Genomic DNA, 26808 nt, shown 5'->3' with positions numbered 1-26808 from the left:
TTCAAAGGAAGAAGTGATTCAAACTTCTTCCTTTCTATTTTCTTCAGCTTGGGTTTTTCGTAAATACAGTAATTCAAGCTCCGAATCCTTAGAAAAGTTTCCCAAATTAAACTCAACATCTCCCCTTTTTACCATAAAGAAAGGGTCCGGCGCTCGTTCATTTAAGAAAATTTCCGGAAATACGGTTAACTTTTCTAATTTTTTTTGAATAGAGAGGTCTGGCGTAATGACTTCTATTCCGGGCTTTATTTTCTCTTCTAACTCGCCTAAGGTTGCAATCCTAGGTTCCGCTTTGTACTCCATCACATCGCCTTTTTTTTCCCCAAAGAGGACATAAAAACCTGAAATCTTAGCATCTAAGACAACCGCAAAATCCCCCTCTTTTGAAGGAGAAAAACAGGCAAGTGTCGATATTCCGATCAAGGGTACCCGGCTTGCAAATGAAAGCGCTTTAGCAGCAGAGGCTCCAATACGGATACCTGTATAAGAGCCCGGGCCAACCCCGCAAAGGATATAGGAGAGATCTTCAAACTCCCATCCGATTTCCTTAATCCCTCTTTCCAGTTCGGGTAGCAAAAATTTGGAATTTTGCAGCCCCTTTTCAATTTTAGCTTGAAATAGAAGTTTGTCTTCCTCAAGGAAAGCCACAACCCCCCATTCTGTTGCCGTTTCGATGCAAAGCCTTTTCATTCGTTTCTCCAAAAACTTAAGGGAAAAGTATAGAGTTGATTCGACTTATTGACAACTGCATCGAAGAAACACTTTAGTTAATTTTATTTACTTTTTTAATAAAAACCATTATAAATATCGCCTGCATAATAATAATTTATTGGTAATAACTATGAGTGAAACATTAACTAATGTAGAAAAAGTATTTAACGTTGCTGAATGCATTCCCGTTGTTGGAATCGTTTCAAGCGCTTTACGATTTGTCCTAGCGAAAATTCAATTAGCGGTCGGAATTATCTTTTTAGCGCTCGGTCTTGTACTCACTTTACTCTCCCAAAATCAACGCCAGCATTCTTGGGTTAAATTAGGTGTTGAGCATATTATGCATGGTATTTTGAATGGAATAAGAGGCTCTCTTGTCTTTGCTCTCGGCATGTACACATTTGGTATTGGAAACATCGTCTGTCTTGTTCCAAATCTTATCATTAAACCGACTTTCTCCCCTGCTTTCAGATACGGCTCGATCGCTTATTAAGCTTTATAAACTCGTTTCAATTGAAACGAGTTTAATATTTAAATCAATCCGCTAAACGTAATATACTTTCTCATTCATTTTTTAAGGATATACGCCATGCTTAAGTTTCTAGCTGCCTTTTTATTAGGTTTATCGTCGATCCCCTTATACTCATCAGAACCGACCGCACCCGCTCAATTTGAAAATATTTCCGAAGAAGAAAAAGAAGAACTTCAATCGTTATATGAAATGCTATCCGATTTGCCTGAAAAAGAAAGAGAGATTGCCATCGCTTTTTATTCATTAGATTGGAAAGACTCCGGAACCCATAAACTTGAGCAATCAAATTCAACGATCTCTTTGCCTGAAGGGTATAGGTTACTAATCGGAGATGAAGCTAAAAAAGGCAGGAAGCTAACTTGCGGGGATTTTGAAAATCCAAACTTGGAAGCGACTGTCTATAACGACGATTTTGAAAATGTCATAATTTTCGAAAATTTGCAAGGCGGCTATGTTTCTATAGATGACTGGGAGGATCTTGATCCGGAAAGCCTTTTAAAAAGCATTAGTGAAAACACTGAAAAAGCGAATGAAGAGCGTAAAAAAAATGGTTTTAATACGTTGCATGTTGTTGGTTGGGTGCAAAAACCTCTTCTTGACAAACTGACAAATACCGTCTATTGGGCGATTGAAGCTGAAAGTGCTGATGAGGGAGCGATTGTTAATTCAGTGGCTCTAAGGCTTGGCCGGGAAGGCTTTGAAAAGATTGTTTGGGTGACTCAGAAAGAATCCTACGTGCCCTTTGGCGGCCATCTTGAAGTTATGCTTCGAGCCCATAGCTTTGACCCGGGATATAGGTATAGCGACTACAAAGAGGGAGATAAGATGGCAAGCTACGGTATTGCAGCTCTTGTTGCCGCAACCATGGGCGGAAAAATTATTAAGGCGTCCGGTTTCTTTGTTATTCTAAAAAAACTAAGCGGAATCCTAATCGCAACCCTTGCTGCTATTTTTTATAAATTAAAAAATATTTTTAAGCACAAAAATGAGGGGTAAAAAAAAATCTACCCGTAAGTGTTGACATTTCGAGCTAACATCTGAACAGCTATGCGAAAAACCCTTTGAAAATGCTTAGTTTTTTAAACAATCCAACTCCTGTATTAAATGAAAAGCAACAAAAAATATGAAACTCAAATTCATAGGTTTGAAGAAAGAATTGTCTTTCTGGAGACCCTGAAAAAGGATAATTAGCGACCCGCAAGGGTTGGCCTCAAAGGTCACTTGATAAGTACTTTAGAGCAAGGCTTTTTCCCGGAAATAGATCTGCAAAAATTTGTTTTAGGATCTCTTTATTAGCTTCGTAGAATTGGAGCGCGACAATCAATCTATCTAGACGCTCTTTAATGATCACCCGCTTTCTCACCATAAGAGCCCTTGCAAAGATAAGACAAATTAAGTGAAGCCTAAACTCTCTAGATTGATCCGATCCTGTAATAATTCCAATTAAAGCAAATAATCTCGAAATGGTTTTAGCGGCTCGATCGATCGCATCCTTGCAACTTGCATTCATGCTTTCAAAAGGAATTTCCAACTTAATTTTTAAGGCCAAAAAATCTTGAAAGAGATCAATAAAAATTTGCCTCTCTTCTTTCTCAAGGTTCGGCTTGTTGCAAAAAGCTCTTTTTAAAATGGCTTCAATGAGCTTTTCAGAAAATTTAGGAAGGTCCGGAATTTCAGTAAAAATATTATCTGAAAAGGCATTACCCGATAGATAGGCAGGTTTTGCAAAAAATTGAGCATGCAGCTCATAGCAAAACTGTTCAGATTCACGCATATCAGAAAATTCATGACCCTGATAATAAAATGGAGAGTTCATAGAGGAGAGAAATAAATAAAGGGTGTCTTTATATTTTTGATTAGCGATATCAAGCAAGGCCTGAATCCTATCTGTTTCAACCTCGCCAACGAATCTATAATTAGCGATCATATTCTGATTCAAAATAAAGAAATGATTTTTTTGGGCAGCCTGAAGCTCCTCAAGGTAAGATAAAAATTCAGGGGTGACTTCAGCATAGCTAATCGTTCCTTGCATGGTTGGGCTTCCCAAGCCCAACACCTTTGAAAAACCCTCTTCCCCTTCTTCTTTTAAATAAAAAAGACAATCAGGAATATTACCTTGCAGCATAGGGTCGAAGCAAAAATTATACCTTCCTTTTAAACTATTAAAAATTCCATGGATAGGCGGTCTTTTAGCTCCAAAGGGAACTCGATTTATGTTTTCATAAATAAGCTCAAGATAGGGAACCGTCGAATCATTATCCAAAATAGCGTCAAAATCAATTGTTTTTTTTCCTTCTTGGGAAAGCAAGTTGTTCCCCCACTCATAGAATTTTCTAATAAAAAGCTCGCTTTCTTTTCTTAAGGAAAGTTCTGAAATTAGCGCTTTGCATAACAAACGTCCCATCTTCACATAGATTGAATTTGTGTTTGATGAAACGAGATTTCTTAGCGAAGGAAGAAACCCCTCGAAATCTCGGCGTAAAGCATTTAGGTATTCTTTATCTTCTTTTAAAGAGCTTCCCTTCTTGTCCCAATTAATTAACGTTTTTATAATACATTGCAGATGCTTTTCTTCTGTCGCATCTAAAAAATCTTCATTTAAAAAATGATCCAGATCTTCATACTTTTCTTTTACGCTTAAATCAAAGTAAAATTCTTTGCACCTTTCCTTAAGAGAAGATAAAACTTTTTTATAGCGTATAATCTTCCAATCAATATCCGAGGCTCTAGAAGATGAATAAATATAATCAAAAAAGACATCAAGCGTGGTTCTTGAATTTACAGGGACCGTTAACCAATCTTTTTTTAACTCTTCCGGGAATAGAGGCAGAATTTCTTTATCGATAAACTCATAAAGCGAATGAAGGTCTTCTTTTGGACTAAATAAACTATAAGCCTCTAAATTTTTTTCAAAAATGGAAAGCGATCTTCTAAAAAGGGTAACTGCTTTTGCAGAATCGGTTAAAGGCTCAGTAAAATGTTTTAATAAAAAATTTTGAGAATAAAGTCTGATAATAATTTTCAATTCCTTTAAAAACTCTTCTAAAAGGTTTTTGACCTGCAAGACAACTTTCCCTTGCATTTCCCCTGTTAAAGCAAACTCATTAAAGCCCCTTAAAAATGATAGATAACCTGAGCTCTTCCACTTCTCTATAGGCTCCAAAATGACCTTCTTATTATTATAACAAGAAAAAATCTTATCCTCATCCAATAAGCTTAATTTTTTTATTTTTTTGGAAAGTTTTAAAAATCGCCTTACAGTGCTTTTTGAAGCTATTTCAGGGTTTAATAAATTTAAAAAAGAGAAAATAAAGGAAAGGCTTGCTTTCCATTCGAAGCGCAAGTTTTTGAAAAGCTGAATTTTCTCTTCATAGTCACTTGAGTTTAGATTATTAATAGTGTAGTTAGTTTCAAAGCTTGCAAAAGAAATAGCTTCATCAAAGTTTTCCTGAAACTCTTCGACAAGCTCCGGCATCAGATGAATCCTAGAAAACATTTGTACCTTTAAGGAATTGAGATCTTCCCCTATTTCAATATCACTGCCGACAAAAAAAGGATTAATTCCGGATTTTTCCTCCCCAAAGGTTCTTTGCAAGACAAGATGCTGCTCATTTAATGGCTTTACAAAGAGAATTTGATTGATCATGGAGGCCATTTGCAGCCATTTCAATATCATAAAGGTTTCAAGCTGCGAGATTGAAAAGTGGCTTTTAGAGGAGAGTTCTTCCAAATTGGTTTTTTCAAATCTCAGAAGCTCTACGCATCTATGATGTAAAAAGGCATCTTCCTTTGAGAAATTTTCTTTTATGAAAGTTTGAATCTGTTTAATGCCAACGGATGTTTTACCATCTGAAAAAGCTTTTTGTATAAAACCATCTGAACTTAAATTTAATTCCTTTGCGAATGCCTCCGGATCTCTTTTAGACATTTCAAGATAAAAATTTCTAAAAGTTTTGACTATTTCAAAAAGCTCATTTTTCCTCTCTTCAATAGTTTCTCCCTTAACTTCCACATCAAAAAGTTTTAGTCTGATGGCTCTCCTTGTGACCACATCTAACACAAAGCTCTTCAAAGCATTCGTTAATGATTTTTCTGCATGTTCTTTTTCGCTGCCATCCCCTTTTGAGAGAGAAGTGTCTAAAAAAGCCTCTCCGAAATTCTTATATTTCGTCTGATAATTTATAGTATTTTCAATGCACTGTCCTTTTAACTCAACGAACTCAAATTGCAATTTCTCATTTGTCTTGAGACTAAAATTCTCGCCATAAATTAAAGAACCGGCAAGCCAGGAAAGGGAATTTGAAATTTTATCGTTAAAAGGAAATCGAAAAATCGCCTCATATTTTGACCTTAAGAGTCCAAGGGCATTTGAAAATTGCATGATGGAACAAATCAGAAGATTATTTTCAGAATCGAAAGAAAGTTTATGAGTTAGAATTTCTTCGCTTGTCCCTAAGCTTTCTTTTAATTTGGGGAGCCCTTTATGGGCTTTTTTGATTTGCTTCCTAATCCTTCGTTCTAGATCTTCAAGAAAGTTTAAGTCAGAAAGGGTTCTTGTTTTCTCTCTTTTTTGTTCTTCAAGTTTTCGTCGCACAATAAAAGCTAAGGAAGAAAGGGATTTAGGATCGTATTCAGTGATGTTTTTCAAAGGCATTGAAGACCCTGTTTCCTCCATTTTAAAAGGAAGCTGATCTTCTAGGCTAGTTAAGTCGCGGCTTAAAAGCTCGAGGCTCTTCTTCATTATAAAGAATTCCTGGCTCATATTTAAATCATCGGGTGGCGACATGGAATAGAATTCACTAAATAAAGCAGAAACTGGGCTTGTTGCTAAATCGACAAGAGACATAAGTAATATTTCCTTAATAACTTTAACTTTATTGGAATGTCTTTACAATTTTTTGTAACAGAAGGCGTCAAGAACATTTTTTAAAGAAAGGAATATTTTTAACAAAGATATTAATAATTTCCAATTTGAAGTTTGCAAAATTTTAAAGATTATTTAACGAAGGAGGAGTTCATAAGCAAACAAAAGGTTCCTCCTGCCCGGGTATTAAATCACCTTCATGCTTAATTTAACCCTATTGCATTTAGGAGTTTAAGGGTAAGGAGGGAATCCTCAAAAAAAACAAAATGTTTTTTTTAGCATTTCAAAAATGGATCTTTAATCCTCAACCCTTTAAAATGCTTTCTATTTGGAAGAGAAAATGAACAAAGTTTCTCGCCTCTTGCAGGGATTTCATAACTTGTCCATAATTCCGTTTAGCAAGAGAGGCGCTCTTTGGGGAGTTAAGTCTAATACTTTTCTCTATGAATGAATCCAAAGATTCACTCCTATTTTGAATTGGCTTAAGATTAAGTTAAAGTCAGTTTTAGAGGTTGTTTTAGGTAAATTTAAAACATGTGTTTTTATTTTTAGCCTTTCGGGTAACTCAGGACATTTATCTCCACTCATTTCAAAAAAAAATTATCAATAAAAGACAGAAAGTAAGATCAACTCCGAGGGCACTTTGAACGAAGAAAAAGAAATAAGTCAAATTGATCAAGAAATGGAAAATGCGATGATAACCTCTCTTGAAGGATCAAGAAAGTCAAACTCGGCTCCGGCAAATCCTCCCAATGAAATAGATATTCTTCCTATCTTGAAACGTCCTTTTTTTCCCGGAATGGCAGCGCCTATTGTCGTAGACCCGGGCCCTTACTATGAATTACTAAAACAAATTGCAAAATCCGACCACAAATGCTTGGGTCTTGTCTTGACCAAAAAAGAAGACGCCGATATCTATTCCGTTAATTTTAAAGACCTATATTCAATCGGTGTTGTGGCAAGGATTCTTCGCATTATCCCTATGGAACAAGGGGGCGCGCAAGTTATCCTAAATATGGAAAAGAGATTTAAAATCTCAAAGCCCAAAGAAGGAAGACCCCTAAGATCAACGGTTAAATATCATGAAGACCCTAAGGTGATCACAAAGGAATTAAAGGCTTATTCCATAAGCATAATTTCGACGATCAAAGAGCTTTTAAAGTTAAATCCCCTCTTTAAAGAAGAACTTCAGATTTTCTTGAGCCATTCCGATTTTACAGAACCCGGGAAATTAGCTGATTTTGCGGTTGCGCTAACTACCGCGTCAAGGGAGGAATTGCAAGAAGTTCTTGAGACTTTTTCAATTGAAGGAAGAGTAGACAAATCTTTGACTTTGCTTAAAAATGAACTCGATTTAAGCATTTTACAAAATAGCATCAATCAGAAAATTGAAGCGACCATAAGCAAAAGCCAAAAAGACTTTTTTCTTAAAGAACAGCTCAAGACCATTAAAAAAGAGCTTGGGATTGAAAGAGATGATAAATCGATCGACCGTGAAAAATTCGAGCAGCGCCTAAAAAATAAAATCGTCCCTCAACATGTTCGGGAAGTGATTCAAGAAGAACTTGAGAAGCTAAGCGTCCTTGAAGTCCAATCCGCTGAATACGCCATATCAAGGGGTTATCTGGATTGGCTAACCATTATTCCCTGGGGCATTCATAGCGAAGAGTGCAATAATCTCAAAGTTGCTAAAAATGTTTTAGCCGAAGATCATTACGGCCTTGAAGATATCAAAGAGCGGATTTTAGAATTTATCGGCGTCGGTAAATTAACTAAAGGCGTTAAAGGGAGCATCATTTGTCTTTCAGGACCTCCGGGAGTGGGTAAAACCAGCATCGGCAGAAGCATTGCAAGAGCCCTGAACCGAAAATTTTATAGATTTTCTGTTGGAGGGATGCGCGATGAAGCTGAAATAAAAGGACACCGAAGAACTTATATCGGAGCCATGCCCGGCAAGCTGATTCAAGCGCTCAAGTATTGCCAAACCATGAATCCTGTCATCATGTTGGATGAGGTGGATAAAATGGGGTCAAGCTATCATGGCGACCCGGCTTCAGCTCTTCTTGAAGTTTTAGACCCTGAACAAAATAAAGAATTTTTAGATCACTATCTTGATGTCCGATGCGATCTTTCAAATGTTCTTTTTATTGTAACCGCCAACGTTTTAGACACCATCCCGGCTCCCCTTCTAGACCGTATGGAAATTTTGAGACTGTCAGGTTATATTTTAGAAGAAAAGCTTGAGATTGCAAAAAGATACCTCATACCAAGAAACCGGAAAGATATGGGCCTCAAAGCTAAGGATGTCAATTTTTCAGAAGACGCCCTTAAGAAAATCATTGATGGCTATGCAAGAGAAGCGGGAGTTCGAAATTTTGAAAATCTCATCAAAAAAACCCTTCGCAAAATAGCCGTCAGAATTGTTCAATCCGAAGAAGAGAAAATCCCACAAAAACCCTCATCAAAAAAGAGGAAAAAGGAAATCCCAAAGCCTCATCATCAGTACCGCGTCACGGCAAACAATTTAAAAGAATATCTTGGGAAACCGTTATTCACCTCCGATAGATTTTATGATACGACGCCAATTGGCGTCGCCACAGGCCTTGCTTGGACCTCTATGGGTGGTGCGACCCTTTATATTGAAGCCATTAAAGTGACGGGTGAAAAAACGGATATGAAACTTACCGGGCAAGCCGGCCAAGTCATGAAAGAATCCTCTGAAATAGCCTGGAGCTACTTACATAGCGCGCTGACTAAATACGCCAAGGAGTTCACTTTCTTTGAAAAAACACAAGTCCATATCCATATTCCGGAAGGCGCGACTCCAAAAGATGGACCGTCTGCCGGAATTACCATGGTCACAGCTTTACTCTCCTTATTGCTTGGAGAACCCGTTCTTGAAGACCTTGGGATGACAGGAGAGCTTACCTTGACAGGAAGGATTCTTCCAATTGGGGGAGTCAAAGAAAAAATTGTGGCAGCCAAGCGTTCAAAATTAAAGACCTTAATTTTTCCGAAGGAAAATCAACGGGATGTCGAGGAATTACCAGAATATATTCGCGAAGGGATTGACATTCATTTTGTCGACCATTATGACGAAGTTGCCAAGATTGCCTTTCCTGAAAGATATCGAGAAGGTATTTTGTTGGTGGATTCTAAAGACTCCTTCTTTTAGATTGAAAAAAGAAGGTTTTAAATCGATTTTGGGGGTTAGGTTTTTATGAGATTAAGCGAAAGCAAAGCTACGAGAGCCTGGAAAGAAGATTGCAGATTTAAATGGATTCCCCCAAAAGAGTTAGAATCTAAGGTTCGGGAGTTAAGAAAAAACGGGAAAACGATCGCCACGCTAAACGGATCATTTGATCTTCTCCATGCCGGTCATTTGCATATTATTTATGAAGCTTCTCAATTGGCGGATGTTCTTATTGTTGCGCTTAATAGTGATTCCTCTATCCATCTTTATAAAGGTAAGCATCTTCCCATTGTCCCTTTGGTTTATAGACTTGAGATGCTGTCAGCTATCGGATTTGTAAGCTATGTGACTTGGTTTGATGAATTGGATCCCTGCTCGCTTCTTGATGAGATAAAACCCGATGTCCATGTGAATGGCATTGAGTATGGGGAAAACTGCATTGAAGCTGAAGTTGTTAAAAGAAATGGCGGCATTTTACATCTCACCGAAAGATTGCCAGGGCTCGCAACAAGTGATCTCATAAAAAAAATTAAGAAAAATCAATAAATTACAATTGGAAGCTTAAGGATTTAAACCGAATGCGGCTTGTTGGAACCTTTCAAAATGAAAATGATTTAAGACGATTTTCCGAGTATTTAAGAAGAAAAAAGATTGATCATTCTTTTGAGCAAGAAAAAGTAACGGATTGGGGCAGCGATGATTATGGAACCCTTAGATGGCGCCTTTGGGTGGACGATGAGGATGCTTTTGAAAACGTTTATTCCATGTATCAGCATTATCAAGTAAATCCCGATGACCCTATTTTTCCAAAAGCTTCTTCGCTAACGCAAGAATTCTTTGCCCAACCTATGGAAAATTCTTCTCGAATGGAAGATCCCTCTTCAAGAAAAACTGAAAATGAGGAATTTCTCGGGAACGCTAGTCCAAATGAAGGCAAGCCCATAACTAAATCTTTTGGAAAGGTGACTCTTTTTTTTCTTTTCCTCTGTTCTTTCATATTCTTTATCAGCGGGATTTTAGAGCCGCCTGCAAAAGATGCGGCAAAAGGCTTTTCCGCTCCGATTTTTTTATCCCCTGTAAATAAAGAGCTTATGTTCGATTACCCTACTGCTTGGGAGATCTATGAAAAGCTCTATCTTAGATATGGCGCTGAAGCTTTAGTTGAACCCTCGCAACTTCCGCCTGAAGGCAGGATTCTTTATCAAAAAGCCAACCTAACACCTTATTGGAAGGGCGCTTACGATATTATCGTTGCCTATATAAGAGATAGGAGCGGAATCCCTGAAGATTTAGGTCCGCTATTTGTTAAAATTAGAGAAGGTGAATTTTGGCGCTTGTTTACCCCGGCCCTTCTTCACTTTGATCTTTTCCACCTTTTCTTTAATATGATTTGGCTTATTGTGTTAGGACGCCAAATAGAAGATAAGATAGGCCCTTTCCGCTATCTAACCCTCATCCTTATTGCAGGTGTTATTTCCAATATCGCTCAATACTTAATGAGCGGGCCGAGTTTCATTGGCTTTTCTGGCGTTATCTGCGCTTTTATCGGTTTTGTTTATGCAAGACAGCAAATTGCTCCCTGGGAAGGCTATCAATTGCAAAGGTCCACTTTTCTTTTTATTTTGATATTTGTATTTGGAATAGCTGCCATTCAGTTTTTTGCCTTTCTTCTAGAAATATTGGCCTTTACGAATTACTCGCCCCCTATTGCAAGTACCGCTCACATTGTCGGTGGAATAGTAGGTTATGCTCTCGGCCGATTAAACTGGTTTTCATGGAAAATCAGCTTTAGTTAAGACACTATTGAATCTCTATTTTTTTTCTGCTATTCTTTTAGCCTTTATTATCGATTGGTTAAAATAATCTTATGAGCGCACGCGACCTTATCATACTTGGAACTTCAAGCCAGCAACCTACCCGCTATAGAAATCACGGGGCCTACTTGTTTCGCTGGAATGAAGAAGGATTACTTTTTGACCCGGGCGAGGGCACTCAGCGCCAGTTCATTTTTGCCAATATCGCACCGCCAACCGTGAACCGGATTTTTGTCTCTCACTTTCATGGCGATCATTGCTTAGGCCTTGGCTCCATGCTGATGCGTTTAAATCTTGATCAAGTGACCCACCCTATTCACTGTTATTATCCCGCAAGCGGAAAGAAGTATTTTGATCGGCTTCGCTATGGAACGATCTATCATGAAAATATACAAGTGATTGAGCACCCCGTCAGCGAAGAAGGGGTGGTTCATGATGATGGCAAATTTTGTATAGAAGCCAAATTCCTAAACCACGGCGTAGATAATATCGGTTGGAGGATCACAGAACCCGACTTAAGAAAGTTTGATGAGGCCAAACTAAAAACTTTCCGCATTGTGGGTACCATGGTCAAAAAACTGATTGAACAAGGCTTTATTGAAGTTGATGGCAAAAAAATTACAATTGAGGAAGTCAGCTGGATTAGAAAGGGTGACAGCATTGCAGTTGTTATCGACACGAGGCCTTGCAAGCAAGCCGTTGAACTTGCAAGAGATGTGGAAATCCTTCTCTCTGAAAGCACCTACCTTGAAGAGCATAAGGATCTTGCCCATAAAAACTTCCACCTGACAGCTAGACAAGCAGCTGAAATTGCGAAAGAAGCAAAGGCAAAAAAACTAGTGTTAACCCACTATTCCGCAAGATATCTGGACCACCGTCTTTTTGAAAAAGAAGCAAGAGAAGTTTTTCCAAATACAGTAGCGGCTTGCGATCTTATGGCCATCCCCTTCCCTAAGAATCCACCTAAGGAATAGATCCTTAACATTCAGTAATTTAAAATCAAAAAGACTCTTGTTAATCTAAATTCAAATTTTATTTATAATATATAATTATGAGGTTCTTTTTGAGGTTTCTCCTATGCGTCTTATGAATATAAATACAGGCGATGAGATCGCCTCTATCCTGGAAAGCGATGAGATTTTAAAGATTAAAGAGCCTAGGTTAAAAAAAGACATCGATGAAAGAGGTATTTTTATACCTAAAGACATGCTCGAAGAATTTGATTACCATGGGTTCATCTCTTCTAAGGATGAAAAGTTTCTAGACGCTTTTAAAGATGTGTACTGGCGCATCTATATGGATCACATAATTTACCGCTGGGTAGAATGATTCTTTGCAAGATTTAAGCTATCTGTTATAACCACTTCCTAAACGTACTTTCCACAACTAAAATTTCTGATCTTTATGTACATCAAAGTTTGCTACGATTTCCTTGCTCATTTAAAAATTATAAAAAATGCTTCCGAACATACTATAAGAAACTATTCCATCGACTTGAATGACTTTAAGGATTTTTGGGAAAATGAAATCTTAAGCTTAAAGGATCCTGAAGAAAAACCATTTAAAATCTGCTACCAAACCTCTTATGAAAAGCGGGTTTCTGAAAAGGATCATCTTTTAGATTTAAAAAATTGCAGCAGGCTAACGCTCCGTAAATACCTTGCTTTCCTAAAAGAAAAAAATGCCAGCTCAAGAACTATTGCAAGACGTTTATCCGCTTTGAGGTCTTTATTCAAGTATGCATCTGTTAAGAAGCACATTGAAGCAAGCCCGGCAGAAGAGATGGAAACCCCTAAAATCGAAAAGAAAATCCCCTGTACATTAAGCTACGATGAGATTTTAAAACTGTTCAATCAGCCGGATACACGAACCCTTCTTGGATTTCGGGATCGGGTTATCATGGAGCTTTTTTATAGCTCTGGATTGCGTGTAAGTGAACTTGTGTCTTTAAATAGAGAAGATTTCGATTACAAAAACTTACTTTTAAAGCTAAAAGGAAAGGGCAAGAAAGAACGGATTGTCCCCATCACAAAAAATGCCGCCGACTGGATTTTAGCCTACCTTAATCATAGTGAACGTTATGAGGAAGTTGACGGGCATCTAAAAGAAAATGACCCTGAGGCTATTTTTTTAAACCGCCTCGGAACAAGATTAACTCCAAGATCGGTTGACAGAAATTTTGACAGATACCTTATGATGAGCTCGCTTGCCGGCAAAGTGACTCCCCACACCATAAGACACACGATTGCCACCCATTGGCTTGAAAATGGGATGGATTTAAAGACCATTCAAGCTCTTCTTGGCCATAGCTGCCTTACGACCACAACCATTTATACTCACGTCAGTATTGATCTTAAAAAAGCCGTGTATGATGAAGCGCATCCTAGAGCTTAACCTGTTTTTTAAAATAATTATTTTATCGCTCCCGGTGGAATGGAATTTCGAAAGAAGTCTATTCTACTAACTTGAATTTTTGATTTACCTTATGGTATACTCTCCGTTTTTCACCCCAAAATTGGTAAAAATATGATCGTCCTTGATAAAATCTCCAAGCGCTACGGCCCGCGTACCCTTTTTGAAGATGCTTCCATTTCATTTACTGAAGGAAACCGCTACGGTTTAACCGGTCCTAACGGATCAGGAAAAACGACCTTAATGCGAATCATTATGGGAGAGGAAGAAGCGACAAGCGGCAACATCACCTTGCCATCAAGGGTCGGCATCCTAAAGCAAAACATCAAAGACTATGAACAAGACCGGGTGCTCGATGTTGTCATTATGGGAAATAGAAAACTTTGGAATACGCTCAAAGAGCGCGACGCCCTTTATGATGTAGAAATGACCGATGAAGTCGGCATGAGGCTTGGGGAGTTAGAAGGCATTATCGCGGAAGAAGATGGGTATTCTGCCGAGTCAGAAGCTGAAGTTCTTCTTAGCGGTATGGGGGTAAAGACTGAATACTTCGAAATGAAAATGCATGAAATACCTACCGACACTCAATTTAGGGTTCTTTTATGCCAAGCTCTTTTTGGACACCCGCAAGCCCTCCTTCTTGATGAGCCGACAAACCACTTGGATATGGAATCCATCGGATGGCTCGAGACCTTTTTATTTAATTATACCGGAGCACTTGTTGTCACAAGCCACGACCGCCATTTTTTAAATTCGGTAACCACCCACATTGCCGATATCGATTACGAGACGATTATTCTATACCCCGGCAACTACGATGATATGGTGGTAGCAAAAACCGCCGTTCGTGATCGTGCAGCCCAAGACGCTAAATCAAAAGAGAAGAAAATCGCTCAGTTAAAAGAGTTTGTCGCCAGGTTTGCTGCCGGAACACGCGCAAGCCAGGTTCAATCAAGAATTCGCGAGATAGATAGATTAAAGCCTCAGGAAACAAAGACAAGTAACATTCAAAGACCTTACATCCGTTTTCAAACCCCTGAAAAGCAACCCGGACAAATCGTTTTAAAAGCGCAAGGTCTAGGAAAATCCTACGAGGATAAAAAGGTCATCAAGAATTTCTCCCTTGAGATTCATAGAGGCGATAAAATCGGGGTCATCGGGAATAACGGCCGTGGAAAAACAACGCTCCTTAAGCTTTTAGCCGGCGCAATTGAAGCCGATCAAGGAAAAGTTGAGCTTGGCCACCAATCGGAAATCTGTTACTTCCCCCAAAACCATAGCGACATTTTAATTAAACAAGAAGGCGTCAACGCCTTTGATTGGTTAAAGCAAAAAAAACCGGACGCTTACGATCAAGACATCAGAAGTGTTATGGGAAAAGTTCTTTTTGGCGGAGATGATGCTTTTAAAAAGATTAAGACCTTATCCGGGGGCGAAACTGCAAGGCTTATTATTGCGGCCATGATGCTTACAAACCATAACGTTGTGATTATGGATGAGCCGAATAACCACCTCGACCTCGAAGCTGTTTCAGCTCTTGGCTGGGGTATAAATGAATACAAAGGGACGGCAATTGTGGCAAGCCACGATAGAAGTTTGCTTGCCGACTTCGCGACCAAAATTATTGCTTTTGAAGATGACGGCATTCACGTTTTTGACGGAAATCTAGAAGAATATCTAAAGAAGAAAGATGAGATACTAGCTAAAGCTAAAAAGAAATAAAATTAGGATCGGATGGCTCATTGCTTTCGTAAAGACACACTTCATTTTCAAGAAGGCAAGTTTCTATCCTTGCCTTCCGAAAGCCAGCATAAAAAATGTGCGGAGTTGCTTCGGTCTGCTTATGAAGCCATGCTAACCCAAGAACCTGTTAAGCATTTTTTTGACAGCTATCAAATTTTAATAGATTGGATGGCTTTAAGTTTAACAACCGAACTTATGGATCTAAAAGATCTTTCCGACCGTTATCACTTTCACTTGAGGGCTGCTTTTCAATCTTTAAAAGAGCATCACCTGCTTCCTCAAGTAACCTCTAGAGACAAGGCAGCGACCCTTAAAAAACTGCCTTTCTTTGTGTACCTTGATAATTTACGGTCTGCCTTTAATGTCGGAAGCGTAATTAGGACTGCGGAAAGTATCGGTTTCCAAAAGGTTTTTTTTTCAGAAAACACCCCTTTTACCGATAACCCTAAGGTTAAGAAATCAGCCAAGGAAGCGGATAGCTGGATCTCAAGCGAAAAAGCCTGTTTAGAAGCACTCCCAAAGCCTCTAATTGCCCTGGAAACTAGCCCTGATGGTATTCCTCTTACGGAATTTATCTTTCCTGAGACTTTTACACTTGCCCTTGGCAATGAAGAGTATGGCTGCTCCAAGGAAGTTTTAAAGGCGGCCGATTTCCTTATTACTATTCCTTTGCAAGGTTATAAAAACTCAATCAATGTGGCAGCGGCCTTTGCCATAGCGGCTTTTAAAGCTGCAAGCGACCATCAAATAAGAACTAAACAGAAGGACCTGTCCCTATGAAAGAAGATGATTTTTTCTATGAGGAAGCCATTCAGACAAGCTTCCCATACCCTAAATCCAAAACAGCCCCCAAGCTTTCCAAACAAGAAAAAATGGATCTTATCGCCTCAAGGTTTCGAGACATCATGATCGCTCTCGGCCTTGATTTAGACCATCCTTCTCTTGCAAGAACTCCAGAGAGAGTCGCTAAAATGTATGTCAATGAAGTTTTTACAGGGCTTGATGACACCACATTCCCTTCCTTAAGCTTTGTCGACAATGAGTTTCGAAATTCAGAAAACGGCAACATTGTTTTTATTAAAGTTAACTTTAATAGCTTTTGCGAACATCACTTTGTTCCCATCTCAGGTAATGCTTATGTCGCTTACATCCCTAAAGATAAAGTGATAGGCTTATCAAAAATTCCTAGGATTGTCAGGTTTTTTGCGCAAAGGCCGCAAATGCAAGAAAGACTAGGAGCTCAAATCTCAGATTCCCTTCAAAAAATACTCGGAACTGAAGATGTAGCTGTCTGCATTGCCGCAAAACACTATTGCATGATTGCAAGAGGTATTGAGGATGCGGTTAGCCATACCATTACCTACGTTTTAAAAGGCGCTTTTGAAAAAGACCTGAAAAGAAGAGAAGAGTTTTATCAAGCGCTAAAAGCTAAGGATCTTGACTAACGAATAGAATCATCCGCAAGGATTAGGCTTCAGGAGGCTCTTCAAAAATTTCACATCAGTCAATCTCGAAGAAGAATTGAGGCTAATTTACAAAGACGGTCAATTGCAGCGAAGTAAAAATATTTCCATTGCAAAATCAATCTGACGACTTAAGAATAAGGGTGAAGCGACTTTTTTATCGACTTCATCCCTTAGAGCAACTTAAACCCCTGATTGCTCCTAATCTCGCCTGAGGATTCATTTTAAAGTTGTAGATGCTTAATTTTCATGACTTAAGCCAAACTCAAGAGTTGGGCGAGTCAGGAAAAATAGCGAGATGCAATTTTAAAATGAATCCTCAAATGACTAATCGATCGGAAAACAACGCCTTATTAAGAAGGTTAAAATAGCAATATTGCTTTGCTTGCAAACCTCTTTTCCGTACGCGCTTTTATATTTTGAGGCATTTTACTCACAAATGCTCGAAAACTGTTTCTATTATACGCCTCTTAGAAGCATGAAGGTAGCTTCGTTAGTCCGGTGTGTGAAAATTTAGGAAAAAAGATGCCCCAGCTATTTTAGAAGGCTAATATTGAAGTAAACAACACTATGTGAAAGTGAATTAATTTAAGAAATTGACTAGAGACTAGGCAAGCCGGTGGAGTGAACCCACTCTTTTAGCAGTTCTTCGTGATCGGGGTAGTGTTCACTTATAAATGAAAACAAGCTTGTAGAAATATCTTGAGTTTGAGGGGGTATTTTTTTAAGAGAGTCTAAACGGTACATAAGAGAAAGGCGATAGTTCCAACTATTGTCAATTGTGTACTCAGGGTCAAAATAAACACTCTTAAAGCTCATTTGATGCATATTCTGTAAATGATTAAAAAAGATCTTTTTTTCGCTCTCGCCCAAAGCGTGTAAATAACTTTTTATAAGTTCTAGATTAGGTTTTATATTTTTAATAAAAATAGAATAAACCTTCCCTTCGTTTTCTTTTAAGTATTGTAGATACGCAGGAGTTAATCGCATCCAAAGAATAAGCGAAAAACAATCATTTTCAGCTGCAAACTTTAAAAGGGATAGAAATAGGTCTCTATCGCAACTCATATTGTTTGAGAATGACTCTTCCAATTCCTTAAAGAGGAAAGCAACTTTCTCAAAATCTTTGATGCGCAAAAGATAGTTCAAGGTAAAGGCGACTTCTTTAGAAGAATGAAGGAAGCTTTCAGTTTTCATGAACGCTATGGATAAGCGATAACGAAGTTTTATGGTTTCTTCCGGATAAGAGGCTCTCCACTCTCTAGAAACCAAGCGGCAAGTTCCCAGTGCTTGTTGTGTAGGCAAAAAATCAAAGATTAATGCCAAAATTTCCTTAGGTATCCTAGGATTCGTAGCCCCCATACCGGGCATATCTACCCATGGGAGGGAAGAATTAATTTGTGGAAAATCGTTCATCGATGTCGATATCAGGAAAAAATCAAAAAAAATTATTTTATTATTTTATGGCAAGAATCTGTAAGAAAAACCTGGGAAGAGAGTAAGCCGGATTCTGTTCATCAAAGTAAAACTTTGACGGCAAATTATTCATCTAGGAGCCTTGTCGCCAAGGCCCTCAAGCGTCTTACTACAGGTAGAGCGGAAGCACTCATTACCTGACTTTGACTTACTCCGGATAGGGTTTGCCGCTTCATCCGGATTACTCCGGATGGGGTCTGTTCCTAAAACAGACATTTCACCCTGTCGGTCTATCTCCCCGAAGGAAGATAAGCCGCGGAATACTTTCTGTTGCACTTTCCGTAGCCTTACGGCCCCCAGCCTTTCGCTGGTATCCTCTCCTATGGAGTCCAGACTTTCCTCCCCTTCTAACAAGTTAGAAAGAGCAATTTGCGCCTCTTCCCAGGAAAATGGTTTTTAAGCAGTTTGTTTGGTGGTACGCCTTCTTCTAACTCTTGTTCCAACTTGCGCGTCAGCTTCGTTAGTTTCAGCCCAATATAAAATTCGGGAACAATGTTCGCAGAAAGTGATGCGTTCAGCTTTCCGAACGAGGTTTTCATCTTGAGGGGTAAGTTGGATATGGCAGCCGCTGCAAGTTCTATTTTCGATAGGCACAATCACACGGTCTTTTTTATTATTTAAAAGACGCTCATAAATACGGAAAACTTCTGGATCGGCTTGCTTAACGAGTTCATCTCGCTGCTCCTTAATCACCTTCCCTTCTTTATTTATAGCAGAAATGCGCTCAAAAATCTCGTTTTCCAATACTTTGCTGCTTTCAGTCGTGGATTCCAAGCTTTCTCTAAAATTTTTAAGGTGATCTTCTTCATTCGTTAATTTGTCGTATAGATCGCTGAGAGATTGTTCTTTTAAAGTGCGCTGTTTATCTGAGGCGGCCATTTCATGGCTTAAAGCGTTGAATTCATCAACTTTTTTGATAGAACTTTGTTTATTCTCAAGATCTTTAATGTGATTTTGAAGTTCGCCTAACTCTTCTTCACTAATCTTGATAATTGTTTTAAGTTCAACAATTTCATCTTCTTTCGCTTTAACTTGATGAGTCAAATCACCTTTAATCGCATTGATATTTTCAAGTTCTCGTTGACGTTCCTTTTTTAATCGCATCAACTGAATCATTTGCATGTCAAGTTCTTGGATTTCAAGGATCGTGGCGAGAATTTCTAAAATGTTGCCTTGAGAAGAATTTTGAAAATTTGGCATAGCTTTCCTTAAAAATTGCGAGCTCTTAATATGAACTACCCAGAGCTTTGGGGTTTATCTTCTTTGATTTTGGAAGATTTCTTGATGAATTTCGCGATTTTTTTCAGGTGAGAACGGCTTCATATACATTCTCAAGAAAAAAAGCGTGAAGATCGCAAGAAAATTTACAGAATTGCTGAAAATAAATACAAAGTTTAGGTCAATAGTAATAACTTAGTCCTTTCATCGTTAATTCTCAAGAAAAATTTCACGAAATCCTCCCCTTTTTTCTGAAAAAAAACCATACTCTGTCAATTTAATCAAAATGAACCCAAGATCAAGGTAATGGACGCGTTATTTTTAGGATTCGATTGCGGAACGCAAAGTTTGAAAACCACAATTATCGACTATCAAAACAAAAAAATAATTTACGAAGATTCGGTTCATTATGATTCTGATTTGCCTCATTATCAGACTAAACATGGAGTCCTCCATGACGGCTTATCAAAAACGACCCCTTCTTTACTTTTTGCTGAAGCCCTGGATATGGCCTTTGAACGTATGATAAGAAAAGGTCTCGACTTAACTTTAATCTCAGCAGTCTCAGGTTCAGCGCAGCAGCACGGCTCGGTTTACCTCAATGAAAGAGGAAAATCCGCTTTTAAAAACTTAAATCCAAACAAGTCGTTAAAGGAAAATTTTGAAAATGGGTTTTCAAAAGACCTCTCACCTATTTGGATGGATGCCAGCACAAGTCAGGAATGTCTTGAAATTGAAAAAGCCGTGGGAGGAAGCCTCTTTGCCTTAAAAGAAACCGGCTCTTCCCTATTTGAAAGATTTACCGGGCCGCAGATTAGAAAATTTTTTAAAGAAGAGCCGGCATCCTACAAAAACACAGGTTTAATATCCCTTATTAGCGGTTTCATGAGCTCGATTTTATCAGGATCTATAAGTCCGATTGATACCGCCGATGGTTCAGGAATGAATTTAATGTCGATTGAAAAGGGCGCTTGGTCTAAGCCTTTTTTAGAGGCCACAGCAGACCATCTTTTAGAAAAATTGCCTCCTCTTTCTCCTTCTTGGAGAATTATTGGCGAAGTCAGCCCTTATTTTACGATCAAATATGGTTTAAATCCAAAAGCATTAGCTATCATCTGGTCGGGAGATAACCCCGATTCTTTACTAGGCCTTGGAATCGCGGAATCTAATGTTTCCGCCATAAGTTTAGGGACAAGTTTTACCTACTTTGGACATATGGACACTTTTCGCTTTGATGAAAAAGGAGAAGGCCATGTCTTCAGAAGTCCTGATGGCCATTTTATGACCCTAAACTGCTTTAAAAACGGGGCTCTTGCCATTGAAAAAATGAGATCGCTTTACTCCCTCGATTTAAAATCTTTTGAAAATGAGGTTTTGAAAGCAAAACCTGGAAATGACGGTAAACTCTTGCTTCCCTTTTTTGAAACAGAGATTGTCCCAAAAGTTTTAGAAGCAGGAGTCCATCGTTTTCATCTAAATGAAGAAGATGTTCCGGGCAACTGTCGAGCGCTTCTTGAAGCAGAGATGCTTTCAATGAAAGTTCATTCTGCTTGGATGGGGAAAGCGCCGACTCTAATTTATGCGACAGGGGGAGCCTCTAAAAATAAGGTGCTTCTTCAAATTATGGCAGATGTTTTTAATGCGAGTGTTATTGAAAGAAAAGTTTCAAATAGCGCCTGCCTTGGCGCTTGTTTAAGGGCAGCCTATGCTTATTTTTCTTTGAATGCAAAACTTACTTTTAAATCCCTTCTCGCAAACTTTTTTGAAAATGGCCAAGAGGAAAAAATTGTGCCGAAAAACCCGGAAGCCTATCATGCTTTAATAAAGCATTATGCAGACTTAGAGGAAAGTTACTTAAATGACTTTGCTTTAAAACGAAGATGATTTTCCTACCAATTTCCTACCAGTTTCTACCAAATTGGTAGTTTCTCTCAATTGAAGAGGTTAATTTGATTCTTTTTGAAATCGAGTAAACAACTTCTTTTAGAATTCAAGGCTTCACTTGTGAAGTGAAGCCTTTGTCCTTTAGATGAGAGCTACATCTTCATGTTCGGCATTGATTCTATTTAAATAAAGCTCAATGTATTCTTGTCTTCCGGAGACCGGTTTCGGATTAATTTTATTTGTTTTAACGTAATTTGAAATCGTTTCAAAGCTCATCTTCCCGCTCATTATTTGTTTTCCAAAATCTGTTTCCCAACCCTGATATCTTTTTCTAACAATTTCTTGAAGATGACCCGTCTCTATAAGGTGTGCTGCGTTTAAAAGAGCTTTGGCTATCGTTTCAATCCCTAAGACATGGCCATAAAAAAGATCTTCAAGATCCAAGCTTTGACGTCTTACCTTTGCATCTAAGTTAAAGCCGCCGCTTTGGAACCCGCCATTTAACAAAATAAGGTAGAGCGTTTGAGTATAGGTATTGATATCACTTGGAAATTGGTCTGTGTCCCAGCCAAGCAAAGGGTCGCCTTGATTGGCATCGATGCTCCCAAATAAGTCATGGGCAATAGCGTAAGCTACTTCATGAGGAAGGGTGTGGCCGGAAAGGGTCGCATGGTTGCATTCGATATTAACCTTATATTCTTTTTCAAGGCCATGTTTCTGTAAAAAAGCATAAACATTGGCCACATCAAAATCATATTGATGCTTTGTAGGCTCGTGGGGTTTCGGCTCGATCAAAAGAGTGCCTTTAAAGCCGATTTTATGTTTATAATCTGCAAGAAGAGATAAAAACCTGCCTAGCTGATTCAACTCTTGGGCCATATCGGTATTTAAATGCGTCTCATACCCTTCTCTTCCTCCCCAAAGCACATAATTATGCCCATTTAGTTGATGAGTGGCATCGAGAGTTTCTTTAACCTGATGGACAGCCGATGCAAAAACATAAGGATCCGGGTTTGTCGCAGCCCCTGCAAGATAGCGGGGATGACCCGTTAAATTGGCGGTTCCCCAAAGAAGCTCGATTTGCCTTTTTTCCATCTCCTCAGCCATTAAGCCAACGACTTCCTCTAAAGGTCCCTCATCCGCTACATCCACATCATGAAAGGTGTAATATTTAAGGCTAAGCTTTTCAATAAATTCAAAACCGGCTCTAATTTTCTCTTCTTTAGTTTTCCATGGCCTTTCAAAAACGGATTTACCGAACATGTCGGTGCCCTGCCAGCAGAAGGTATGCCAAAAACAAACGGAAAGCCGAAGATGCTCTTCCATCGTTTTTCCAAGTACAAGTTGTTTCGGTTTATAAAACTGATATTCGGTAGGTTGTATGTTCTGAAAAAAATTCATTTTTCTTTCCTTAGCTTAATGCTTGTTCAACTGGCTTTTTTAACTCGCGAAAAGGCTTGTTCGCCATCAAATGCTCTTCAATTTTTTCAAGTGTAACCCCTTTTGTTTCAGGGACAAAATAATAGATAAAGAATAAAGAAAAAAGACTTAAGGACAGGTAAAGGGAAAAAGTTCCACTCACCTCTATCCAATCAACGAGACTTAAAAAAGTAGCCGTGACAATTAGATTAGAGCCCCAATTCACACACGTTGCAAGACTTGCCCCTATGCCCCTGATTTTTAACGGGTATATCTCAGAAATTAAAAGCCAAACAACAGGCCCAAGACTTACTGCAAAGCTTGCGATGTAAAGAAGCATGCTGGAAATAGCAAGCCAATGGACGATTTGATTTTTGGGATTTGCAAAAACAAACACTAAAAGGGAAAGTCCAAGACTCATACCTAAAAGCCCCATAAAGAGAAGCGGCTTTCTGCCAAGAGTATCAATCAATCTTAGCGAAAGAAGAGTAAAGAGGACAAAGACAACCCCGATTCCCATAGTAGCAAAAATGGCGGCATTATTTGATTCAAATCCTGAAAGACGAAGGATGGTCGGAGCGTAATAAAGGATGGTGTTGATGCCGGTTATTTGTTGTATGGCAGCTAAGCCAAAGCCTGTATAAATAGCAGGCCTAAGAGTCTTTGAAAAAAGCAGACGCCAGTCTTCCCTATCTTCTTTTAGGGTCATTCGAATTTCACCAAGCTCATTTTCAATAGAAACGTTAGGCCCCCTTATTTTTTGAAGGATCTCTTTAGCTTCACTTTCACGCCCTTTTGAGAAAACCCACCTTGGACTGTCCGGTAAGTAAATCATTCCAATAAGAAGAAAAATGGCCGGCACAACCCCAAGCCCTAACATCCATCGCCATTCATTTTGAGAGAAATAGGAAGCTGCGTAAAAATCTACAATATATGAAATCAAAATTCCAAGACTTATAGCCAATTGATTTAAAGAGACAAGCTGGCCCCTTTTATCAGCCGGAGAAATTTCGGAAATATAAAGAGGGGCTGTATAGGAAGCAATCCCTATCGCGAACCCTATAAATAAGCGCCCTATCGTTAAAGTAGCAATGGAGGGGGAAAAGGCTGTTCCTATTGAGCCCAAAATGAACGCTATAGCAGTTAGGATAAGAAGTTTTTTTCTCCCCAGCGCATCCGCAATCCTGCCGCTAAAAGCAGCTCCTAAAAGCGCCCCGAACAAGACCGCGCCTACGACTATCCCATTCATTGTAGAATCTAGGCCAAATTCTTCTGCTACAAAAAGGATAGCGCCTGACATCACCCCTGTATCATAACCAAACAAAATACCTGCTAATGCTGCCACAAGAGCCACTTTCAAACAATAATCGACCTTCATAAAAGCTCCCGATAACAAGAGTTTTAAAACATAATTTTGCATACATTGGTCTCTTTATCTTTTTTTTTGAACTCTTTTATTAAACTTCTTTCGAAAGAGCATTATTTTCAAAATATTACTTTGCATCCTATTGAGAATGGAAACCGGTTTACTTTTAAACCTTCATCCTTCATCATTGGACTTCTTTTCGAAACTTGGTTTGATTGGAAGAATGGGCTGGTTTTGTGCAATTTTTTGATAAATTTTGAAAACATAGGATGACCTATGTTGAAAAATTTAGGAAAAAGATGCCAAAAAAAGTTATTTTAACAATTGAATGGAGTTTCGAAAGAAGTCTATTAATTCCTCATTCGAGTTAAAGGGTTAAGCATGTCGCATTATTTAAAAAAATATTTTGAAAAAACCAAAGAGAGCGAGCGCTCAACCGCTGCTATTGCCTATCTTGCTTCTTTAGATCATATTGAAAATTCCGAGCCTAAAGTCAGCCAAGCCATTATTCAGGAATTGAAGGATCAAAGGTCCTATCTTAAACTTATTGCTTCGGAAAATTACTCCTCTTTAGCGGTTCAGCTAGCTATGGGCAATTTGTTAACGGACAAATATGCCGAAGGCTACCCGTTTCATAGGTTTTATGCAGGTTGCGAAAACGTCGACACGTTAGAATCCATGGCTCAAGAAGAACTTAAGTCTTTACTCGGCGCAAAGCACGCTTACGTCCAACCCCATTCCGGTGCCGACGCAAACCTGATCGCTTTTTGGGCAGTTCTTACAGAGAGAGTGCAGAATAAAGAAATTCAAGCCCTTGGAAAAGCCACGCTCGATGAATTAACAGAAAGCGAATATGAAACAGTACGACAAGTTCTAAACAAGCAAAAAGTCATGGGCCTCGCCCTCGGTGCGGGAGGCCATTTGACACATGGCTATAGACACAATATCTCTTCGAAAATGATGCAGTCCGTAAGCTATGGCGTTGATCCCAAAACAGGCTTAATTGACTATGAAGCCCTTAAAGCTCAAGTGATTAAAGAAAAGCCGCTTATTTTATTAGCCGGCTACTCCGCTTATCCAAGAAAAATTAATTTCGCTAAAATGCGCGCCATTGCCGATGAAGTGAATGCCGTTTTAATTGTAGATATGGCTCACTTTTCAGGCCTTGTCGCCGGAAAAGTTTTTCAAGGTGAGTTTGATCCGATTCCTTATGCCCATATTGTCACCTCAACCACACATAAAACCTTAAGAGGCCCAAGGGGCGGTATTGTTCTTGCAAACGATGAGTTTAGTGAAGCAGTTAATAAAGGCTGCCCTCTTGTTATGGGAGGCCCGCTTCCCCATGTGATCGCAGCTAAAGCCATCGCTTTTAAAGAAGCCAACACTCAGGCTTTTAGAAACTATGCTTCAAAAGTTGTTGAAAATGCGAGCCTTCTCGCCTCGTTTTTGCAGGAGCTAGGCTTAAAAGTTCTGACTAATGGAACAGAAAACCATCTTTTAATTGTAGACCTAACTCCGCTAAAGATAAATGGAAGACAAGCAGAAACGCTCCTTCGAAAAGCGCATCTTACCGTTAACCGAAATTCCATACCGAACGATCCAAACGGTCCTTGGTATACAAGCGGCATTCGCGTCGGGACACCTGCTCTAACAACACTTGGCATGGGAGAGAAGGAAATGGCTGAAATTGCAAAGATTATCGCGTCAGTCTTAAAGTCAGCTGAACCCGATACCCAAAAAGATGGTCAGAAAAGTAAAGCCAAAGCGATTGTACCTGAAAATATTTTAGAGTCAAGTCAAGAGACAGTTGCAAGACTTCTTAAGGAATACCCGCTCTATCCGGAAATTACAATTGATGAATAAATAGACTTCTTTCTCTATTAAAATGAACTGTTTTTGGACAAAAAGAACTTCAAAAAAAATTGTTTAAAAATAGAATTTCGAAAGTAGTCTAATAGCTCCAAACTCCTTGAAAAAGGATTGAACTCGAAAGTATTGCGAAAATTGATATAAAGTATTGATTAATACGCTTAAATTCGATGAAATAGAAATTTTAAGTTTATGAAAATAAAATAACCCGACCGAGGTAGTCAATGGCAAAAGCTCCAGCTGATAAAGATCTCAGCCCATTCTTGCACCTGGATGATAAAATCGAACAAGATCTTTTAGATAAACGACGTATTTTTCTCTGTGATGATGTTCGTTCTGAAACAGCGTATCAAATTATTCGAAAACTCTGGTACCTTGAATTAAAATCTCAGGGAGAACCCATTTTACTTGTGATTAATAGCCCGGGCGGCGCTGTCGATGCCGGCTTTGCTATCTGGGATCAGGTAAAAATGATTTCTTCTCCTGTTTACACGATGATTACAGGGCTTGCAGCTTCAATGGGTTCTGTTTTAAGCCTTTGTGCTGCAAAAGGTAGAAGGCTTGCAACCCCGCACTCTCGCATTATGATCCACCAACCTCTAATTGGCGGCGTTCTGCAAGGGCAAGCAACCGACTTGGATATTCAAGCCAGGGAAATGATTAAAACAAGAAGCACGCTTGTAAAAATTTACGTAGAAGCCACGGGAAAATCGGCTGAAGAAATTGAAAAAGCCATCGACCGAGACACTTGGATGACAGCTAATGAAGCCAAAGACTTTGGACTTCTCGATCATATCGTCACAAAAAATGAAGATCTTGAAAAATTACTAAAATAAGTTCAAAG

20 protein-coding genes and 1 other RNA gene are annotated in these 26808 nt (G+C 38.9%); 14 read left to right on the top strand and 7 right to left on the bottom strand.

Translation table 11 applies throughout. From position 1 onward, the window contains the following. Positions 1-18: 18 nt before the first annotated feature. Positions 19-690, bottom strand: a complete 672-nt coding sequence (gene tsaB, locus CSEC_RS03470; RefSeq protein WP_041016995.1) for a tRNA (adenosine(37)-N6)-threonylcarbamoyltransferase complex dimerization subunit type 1 TsaB — start codon at positions 688-690, stop codon at positions 19-21. A gap of 151 nt (positions 691-841) precedes the next feature. Between tsaB and CSEC_RS03465 the strand changes: the two genes are divergently transcribed. Both CSEC_RS03465 and CSEC_RS03460 read left to right on the top strand, forming a co-directional pair. Further along, positions 842-1204 carry a hypothetical protein gene (locus tag CSEC_RS03465; protein WP_053331732.1) on the top strand — a complete coding sequence of 121 codons (363 nt, stop codon included), beginning with the start codon at positions 842-844 and terminating at the stop codon, positions 1202-1204. 96 nt (positions 1205-1300) lie between these two features. Next, the gene (locus tag CSEC_RS03460) at positions 1301-2239 is read left to right on the top strand and encodes a DUF2167 domain-containing protein (RefSeq protein WP_053331731.1); all 939 of its coding nucleotides are present in this window, start codon (positions 1301-1303) and stop codon (positions 2237-2239) included. 214 nt (positions 2240-2453) lie between these two features. Here CSEC_RS03460 and CSEC_RS03455 read toward each other — a convergent pair whose 3' ends face one another. Further along, positions 2454-6089: a hypothetical protein gene (locus CSEC_RS03455; RefSeq protein WP_041016994.1), complete on the bottom strand. Its 3636-nt coding sequence runs from the start codon at positions 6087-6089 to the stop codon at positions 2454-2456. A gap of 700 nt (positions 6090-6789) precedes the next feature. Between CSEC_RS03455 and lon the strand changes: the two genes are divergently transcribed. The 9 genes from lon to folE all read left to right on the top strand — a co-directional run bounded on the left by lon (position 6790) and on the right by folE (position 16714). Beyond that, positions 6790-9282 (top strand): endopeptidase La, encoded by a 2493-nt coding sequence (gene lon / locus CSEC_RS03450; RefSeq protein WP_053331786.1) that lies wholly within the window; start codon positions 6790-6792, stop codon positions 9280-9282. Positions 9283-9327: 45 nt separating this feature from the next. Beyond that, entirely contained in the window at positions 9328-9846 is a 519-nt protein-coding gene (locus CSEC_RS03445; RefSeq protein ID WP_053331730.1) for an adenylyltransferase/cytidyltransferase family protein, read from the top strand. A 32-nt stretch (positions 9847-9878) separates the two neighbouring features. Continuing rightward, complete coding sequence (locus tag CSEC_RS03440; RefSeq protein ID WP_041016993.1) at positions 9879-11096, top strand: rhomboid family intramembrane serine protease; 1218 nt, start codon at positions 9879-9881, stop codon at positions 11094-11096. A gap of 71 nt (positions 11097-11167) precedes the next feature. Next, positions 11168-12088, top strand: coding sequence for a ribonuclease Z (locus tag CSEC_RS03435; protein WP_041016992.1), 921 nt, complete (start codon positions 11168-11170; stop codon positions 12086-12088). A 103-nt stretch (positions 12089-12191) separates the two neighbouring features. After that, positions 12192-12443: a hypothetical protein gene (locus CSEC_RS03430; RefSeq protein WP_041016991.1), complete on the top strand. Its 252-nt coding sequence runs from the start codon at positions 12192-12194 to the stop codon at positions 12441-12443. Positions 12444-12518: 75 nt separating this feature from the next. After that, a complete protein-coding gene (locus CSEC_RS03425; protein WP_041016990.1) occupies positions 12519-13508 on the top strand; it encodes a tyrosine recombinase XerC in 990 nt (329 codons plus the stop codon). A 132-nt stretch (positions 13509-13640) separates the two neighbouring features. After that, complete coding sequence (locus tag CSEC_RS03420) at positions 13641-15248, top strand: ABC-F family ATP-binding cassette domain-containing protein (protein WP_041016989.1); 1608 nt, start codon at positions 13641-13643, stop codon at positions 15246-15248. A gap of 12 nt (positions 15249-15260) precedes the next feature. Continuing rightward, complete coding sequence (locus CSEC_RS03415; protein WP_053331729.1) at positions 15261-16049, top strand: TrmH family RNA methyltransferase; 789 nt, start codon at positions 15261-15263, stop codon at positions 16047-16049. Next, complete coding sequence (gene folE / locus CSEC_RS03410; protein WP_041016988.1) at positions 16046-16714, top strand: GTP cyclohydrolase I FolE; 669 nt, start codon at positions 16046-16048, stop codon at positions 16712-16714. The genes CSEC_RS03415 and folE overlap by 4 nt, the downstream gene beginning before the upstream one ends. A gap of 618 nt (positions 16715-17332) precedes the next feature. Here the strand turns inward: folE and CSEC_RS03405 are convergent. The 3 genes from CSEC_RS03405 to cdsZ form a co-directional block, all read right to left on the bottom strand. Next, a complete protein-coding gene (locus CSEC_RS03405; RefSeq protein WP_079977960.1) occupies positions 17333-18148 on the bottom strand; it encodes an F-box-like domain-containing protein in 816 nt (271 codons plus the stop codon). A gap of 67 nt (positions 18149-18215) precedes the next feature. Beyond that, an RNA gene (gene rnpB / locus CSEC_RS12625) (RNase P RNA component class A) lies at positions 18216-18593 on the bottom strand. 11 nt (positions 18594-18604) lie between these two features. After that, on the bottom strand, positions 18605-19408 hold the full coding sequence (gene cdsZ / locus CSEC_RS03390) for a zinc ribbon domain regulatory protein CdsZ (RefSeq protein ID WP_154017612.1): 804 nt from the start codon (positions 19406-19408) through the stop codon (positions 18605-18607). A gap of 324 nt (positions 19409-19732) precedes the next feature. Here cdsZ and CSEC_RS03385 point away from each other — a divergent pair, with 324 nt between their 5' ends. Then, on the top strand, positions 19733-21310 hold the full coding sequence (locus CSEC_RS03385) for a xylulokinase (RefSeq protein WP_053331728.1): 1578 nt from the start codon (positions 19733-19735) through the stop codon (positions 21308-21310). Between the two features lie 141 nt (positions 21311-21451). On the opposite strand, the gene xylA is transcribed toward CSEC_RS03385, so the two are convergent. Beyond that, positions 21452-22711: a xylose isomerase gene (xylA, locus tag CSEC_RS03380; protein ID WP_041016984.1), complete on the bottom strand. Its 1260-nt coding sequence runs from the start codon at positions 22709-22711 to the stop codon at positions 21452-21454. 10 nt (positions 22712-22721) lie between these two features. Continuing rightward, positions 22722-24149 (bottom strand): sugar porter family MFS transporter, encoded by a 1428-nt coding sequence (locus tag CSEC_RS03375; RefSeq protein ID WP_237559202.1) that lies wholly within the window; start codon positions 24147-24149, stop codon positions 22722-22724. A gap of 327 nt (positions 24150-24476) precedes the next feature. Here CSEC_RS03375 and CSEC_RS03365 point away from each other — a divergent pair, with 327 nt between their 5' ends. Further along, positions 24477-25958, top strand: coding sequence for a glycine hydroxymethyltransferase (locus tag CSEC_RS03365; RefSeq protein WP_041016982.1), 1482 nt, complete (start codon positions 24477-24479; stop codon positions 25956-25958). 230 nt (positions 25959-26188) lie between these two features. After that, positions 26189-26800 carry an ATP-dependent Clp protease proteolytic subunit gene (locus CSEC_RS03360; protein ID WP_053331727.1) on the top strand — a complete coding sequence of 204 codons (612 nt, stop codon included), beginning with the start codon at positions 26189-26191 and terminating at the stop codon, positions 26798-26800. Positions 26801-26808 lie beyond the last annotated feature (8 nt).

The organism is Criblamydia sequanensis CRIB-18 (genome assembly GCF_000750955.1).
Lineage (GTDB): Bacteria > Chlamydiota > Chlamydiia > Chlamydiales > Criblamydiaceae > Criblamydia > Criblamydia sequanensis.
This window is presented reverse-complemented; position numbering and strand designations above follow the sequence as displayed.

What these genes read in the sequence shown, in the direction of transcription:
- tsaB (WP_041016995.1), bottom strand. Translation starts at nt 690, where the DNA reads ATGAAAAGGCTTTGCATCGAAACGGCAACAGAATGGGGGGTTGTGGCT.
- CSEC_RS03465 (WP_053331732.1), top strand. Translation starts at nt 842, where the DNA reads ATGAGTGAAACATTAACTAATGTAGAAAAAGTATTTAACGTTGCTGAA.
- CSEC_RS03460 (WP_053331731.1), top strand. Translation starts at nt 1,301, where the DNA reads ATGCTTAAGTTTCTAGCTGCCTTTTTATTAGGTTTATCGTCGATCCCC.
- CSEC_RS03455 (WP_041016994.1), bottom strand. Translation starts at nt 6,089, where the DNA reads ATGTCTCTTGTCGATTTAGCAACAAGCCCAGTTTCTGCTTTATTTAGT.
- lon (WP_053331786.1), top strand. Translation starts at nt 6,790, where the DNA reads ATGGAAAATGCGATGATAACCTCTCTTGAAGGATCAAGAAAGTCAAAC.
- CSEC_RS03445 (WP_053331730.1), top strand. Translation starts at nt 9,328, where the DNA reads ATGAGATTAAGCGAAAGCAAAGCTACGAGAGCCTGGAAAGAAGATTGC.
- CSEC_RS03440 (WP_041016993.1), top strand. Translation starts at nt 9,879, where the DNA reads ATGCGGCTTGTTGGAACCTTTCAAAATGAAAATGATTTAAGACGATTT.
- CSEC_RS03435 (WP_041016992.1), top strand. Translation starts at nt 11,168, where the DNA reads ATGAGCGCACGCGACCTTATCATACTTGGAACTTCAAGCCAGCAACCT.
- CSEC_RS03430 (WP_041016991.1), top strand. Translation starts at nt 12,192, where the DNA reads ATGCGTCTTATGAATATAAATACAGGCGATGAGATCGCCTCTATCCTG.
- CSEC_RS03425 (WP_041016990.1), top strand. Translation starts at nt 12,519, where the DNA reads ATGTACATCAAAGTTTGCTACGATTTCCTTGCTCATTTAAAAATTATA.
- CSEC_RS03420 (WP_041016989.1), top strand. Translation starts at nt 13,641, where the DNA reads ATGATCGTCCTTGATAAAATCTCCAAGCGCTACGGCCCGCGTACCCTT.
- CSEC_RS03415 (WP_053331729.1), top strand. Translation starts at nt 15,261, where the DNA reads ATGGCTCATTGCTTTCGTAAAGACACACTTCATTTTCAAGAAGGCAAG.
- folE (WP_041016988.1), top strand. Translation starts at nt 16,046, where the DNA reads ATGAAAGAAGATGATTTTTTCTATGAGGAAGCCATTCAGACAAGCTTC.
- CSEC_RS03405 (WP_079977960.1), bottom strand. Translation starts at nt 18,148, where the DNA reads ATGAACGATTTTCCACAAATTAATTCTTCCCTCCCATGGGTAGATATG.
- cdsZ (WP_154017612.1), bottom strand. Translation starts at nt 19,408, where the DNA reads ATGCCAAATTTTCAAAATTCTTCTCAAGGCAACATTTTAGAAATTCTC.
- CSEC_RS03385 (WP_053331728.1), top strand. Translation starts at nt 19,733, where the DNA reads ATGGACGCGTTATTTTTAGGATTCGATTGCGGAACGCAAAGTTTGAAA.
- xylA (WP_041016984.1), bottom strand. Translation starts at nt 22,711, where the DNA reads ATGAATTTTTTTCAGAACATACAACCTACCGAATATCAGTTTTATAAA.
- CSEC_RS03375 (WP_237559202.1), bottom strand. Translation starts at nt 24,149, where the DNA reads ATGCAAAATTATGTTTTAAAACTCTTGTTATCGGGAGCTTTTATGAAG.
- CSEC_RS03365 (WP_041016982.1), top strand. Translation starts at nt 24,477, where the DNA reads ATGTCGCATTATTTAAAAAAATATTTTGAAAAAACCAAAGAGAGCGAG.
- CSEC_RS03360 (WP_053331727.1), top strand. Translation starts at nt 26,189, where the DNA reads ATGGCAAAAGCTCCAGCTGATAAAGATCTCAGCCCATTCTTGCACCTG.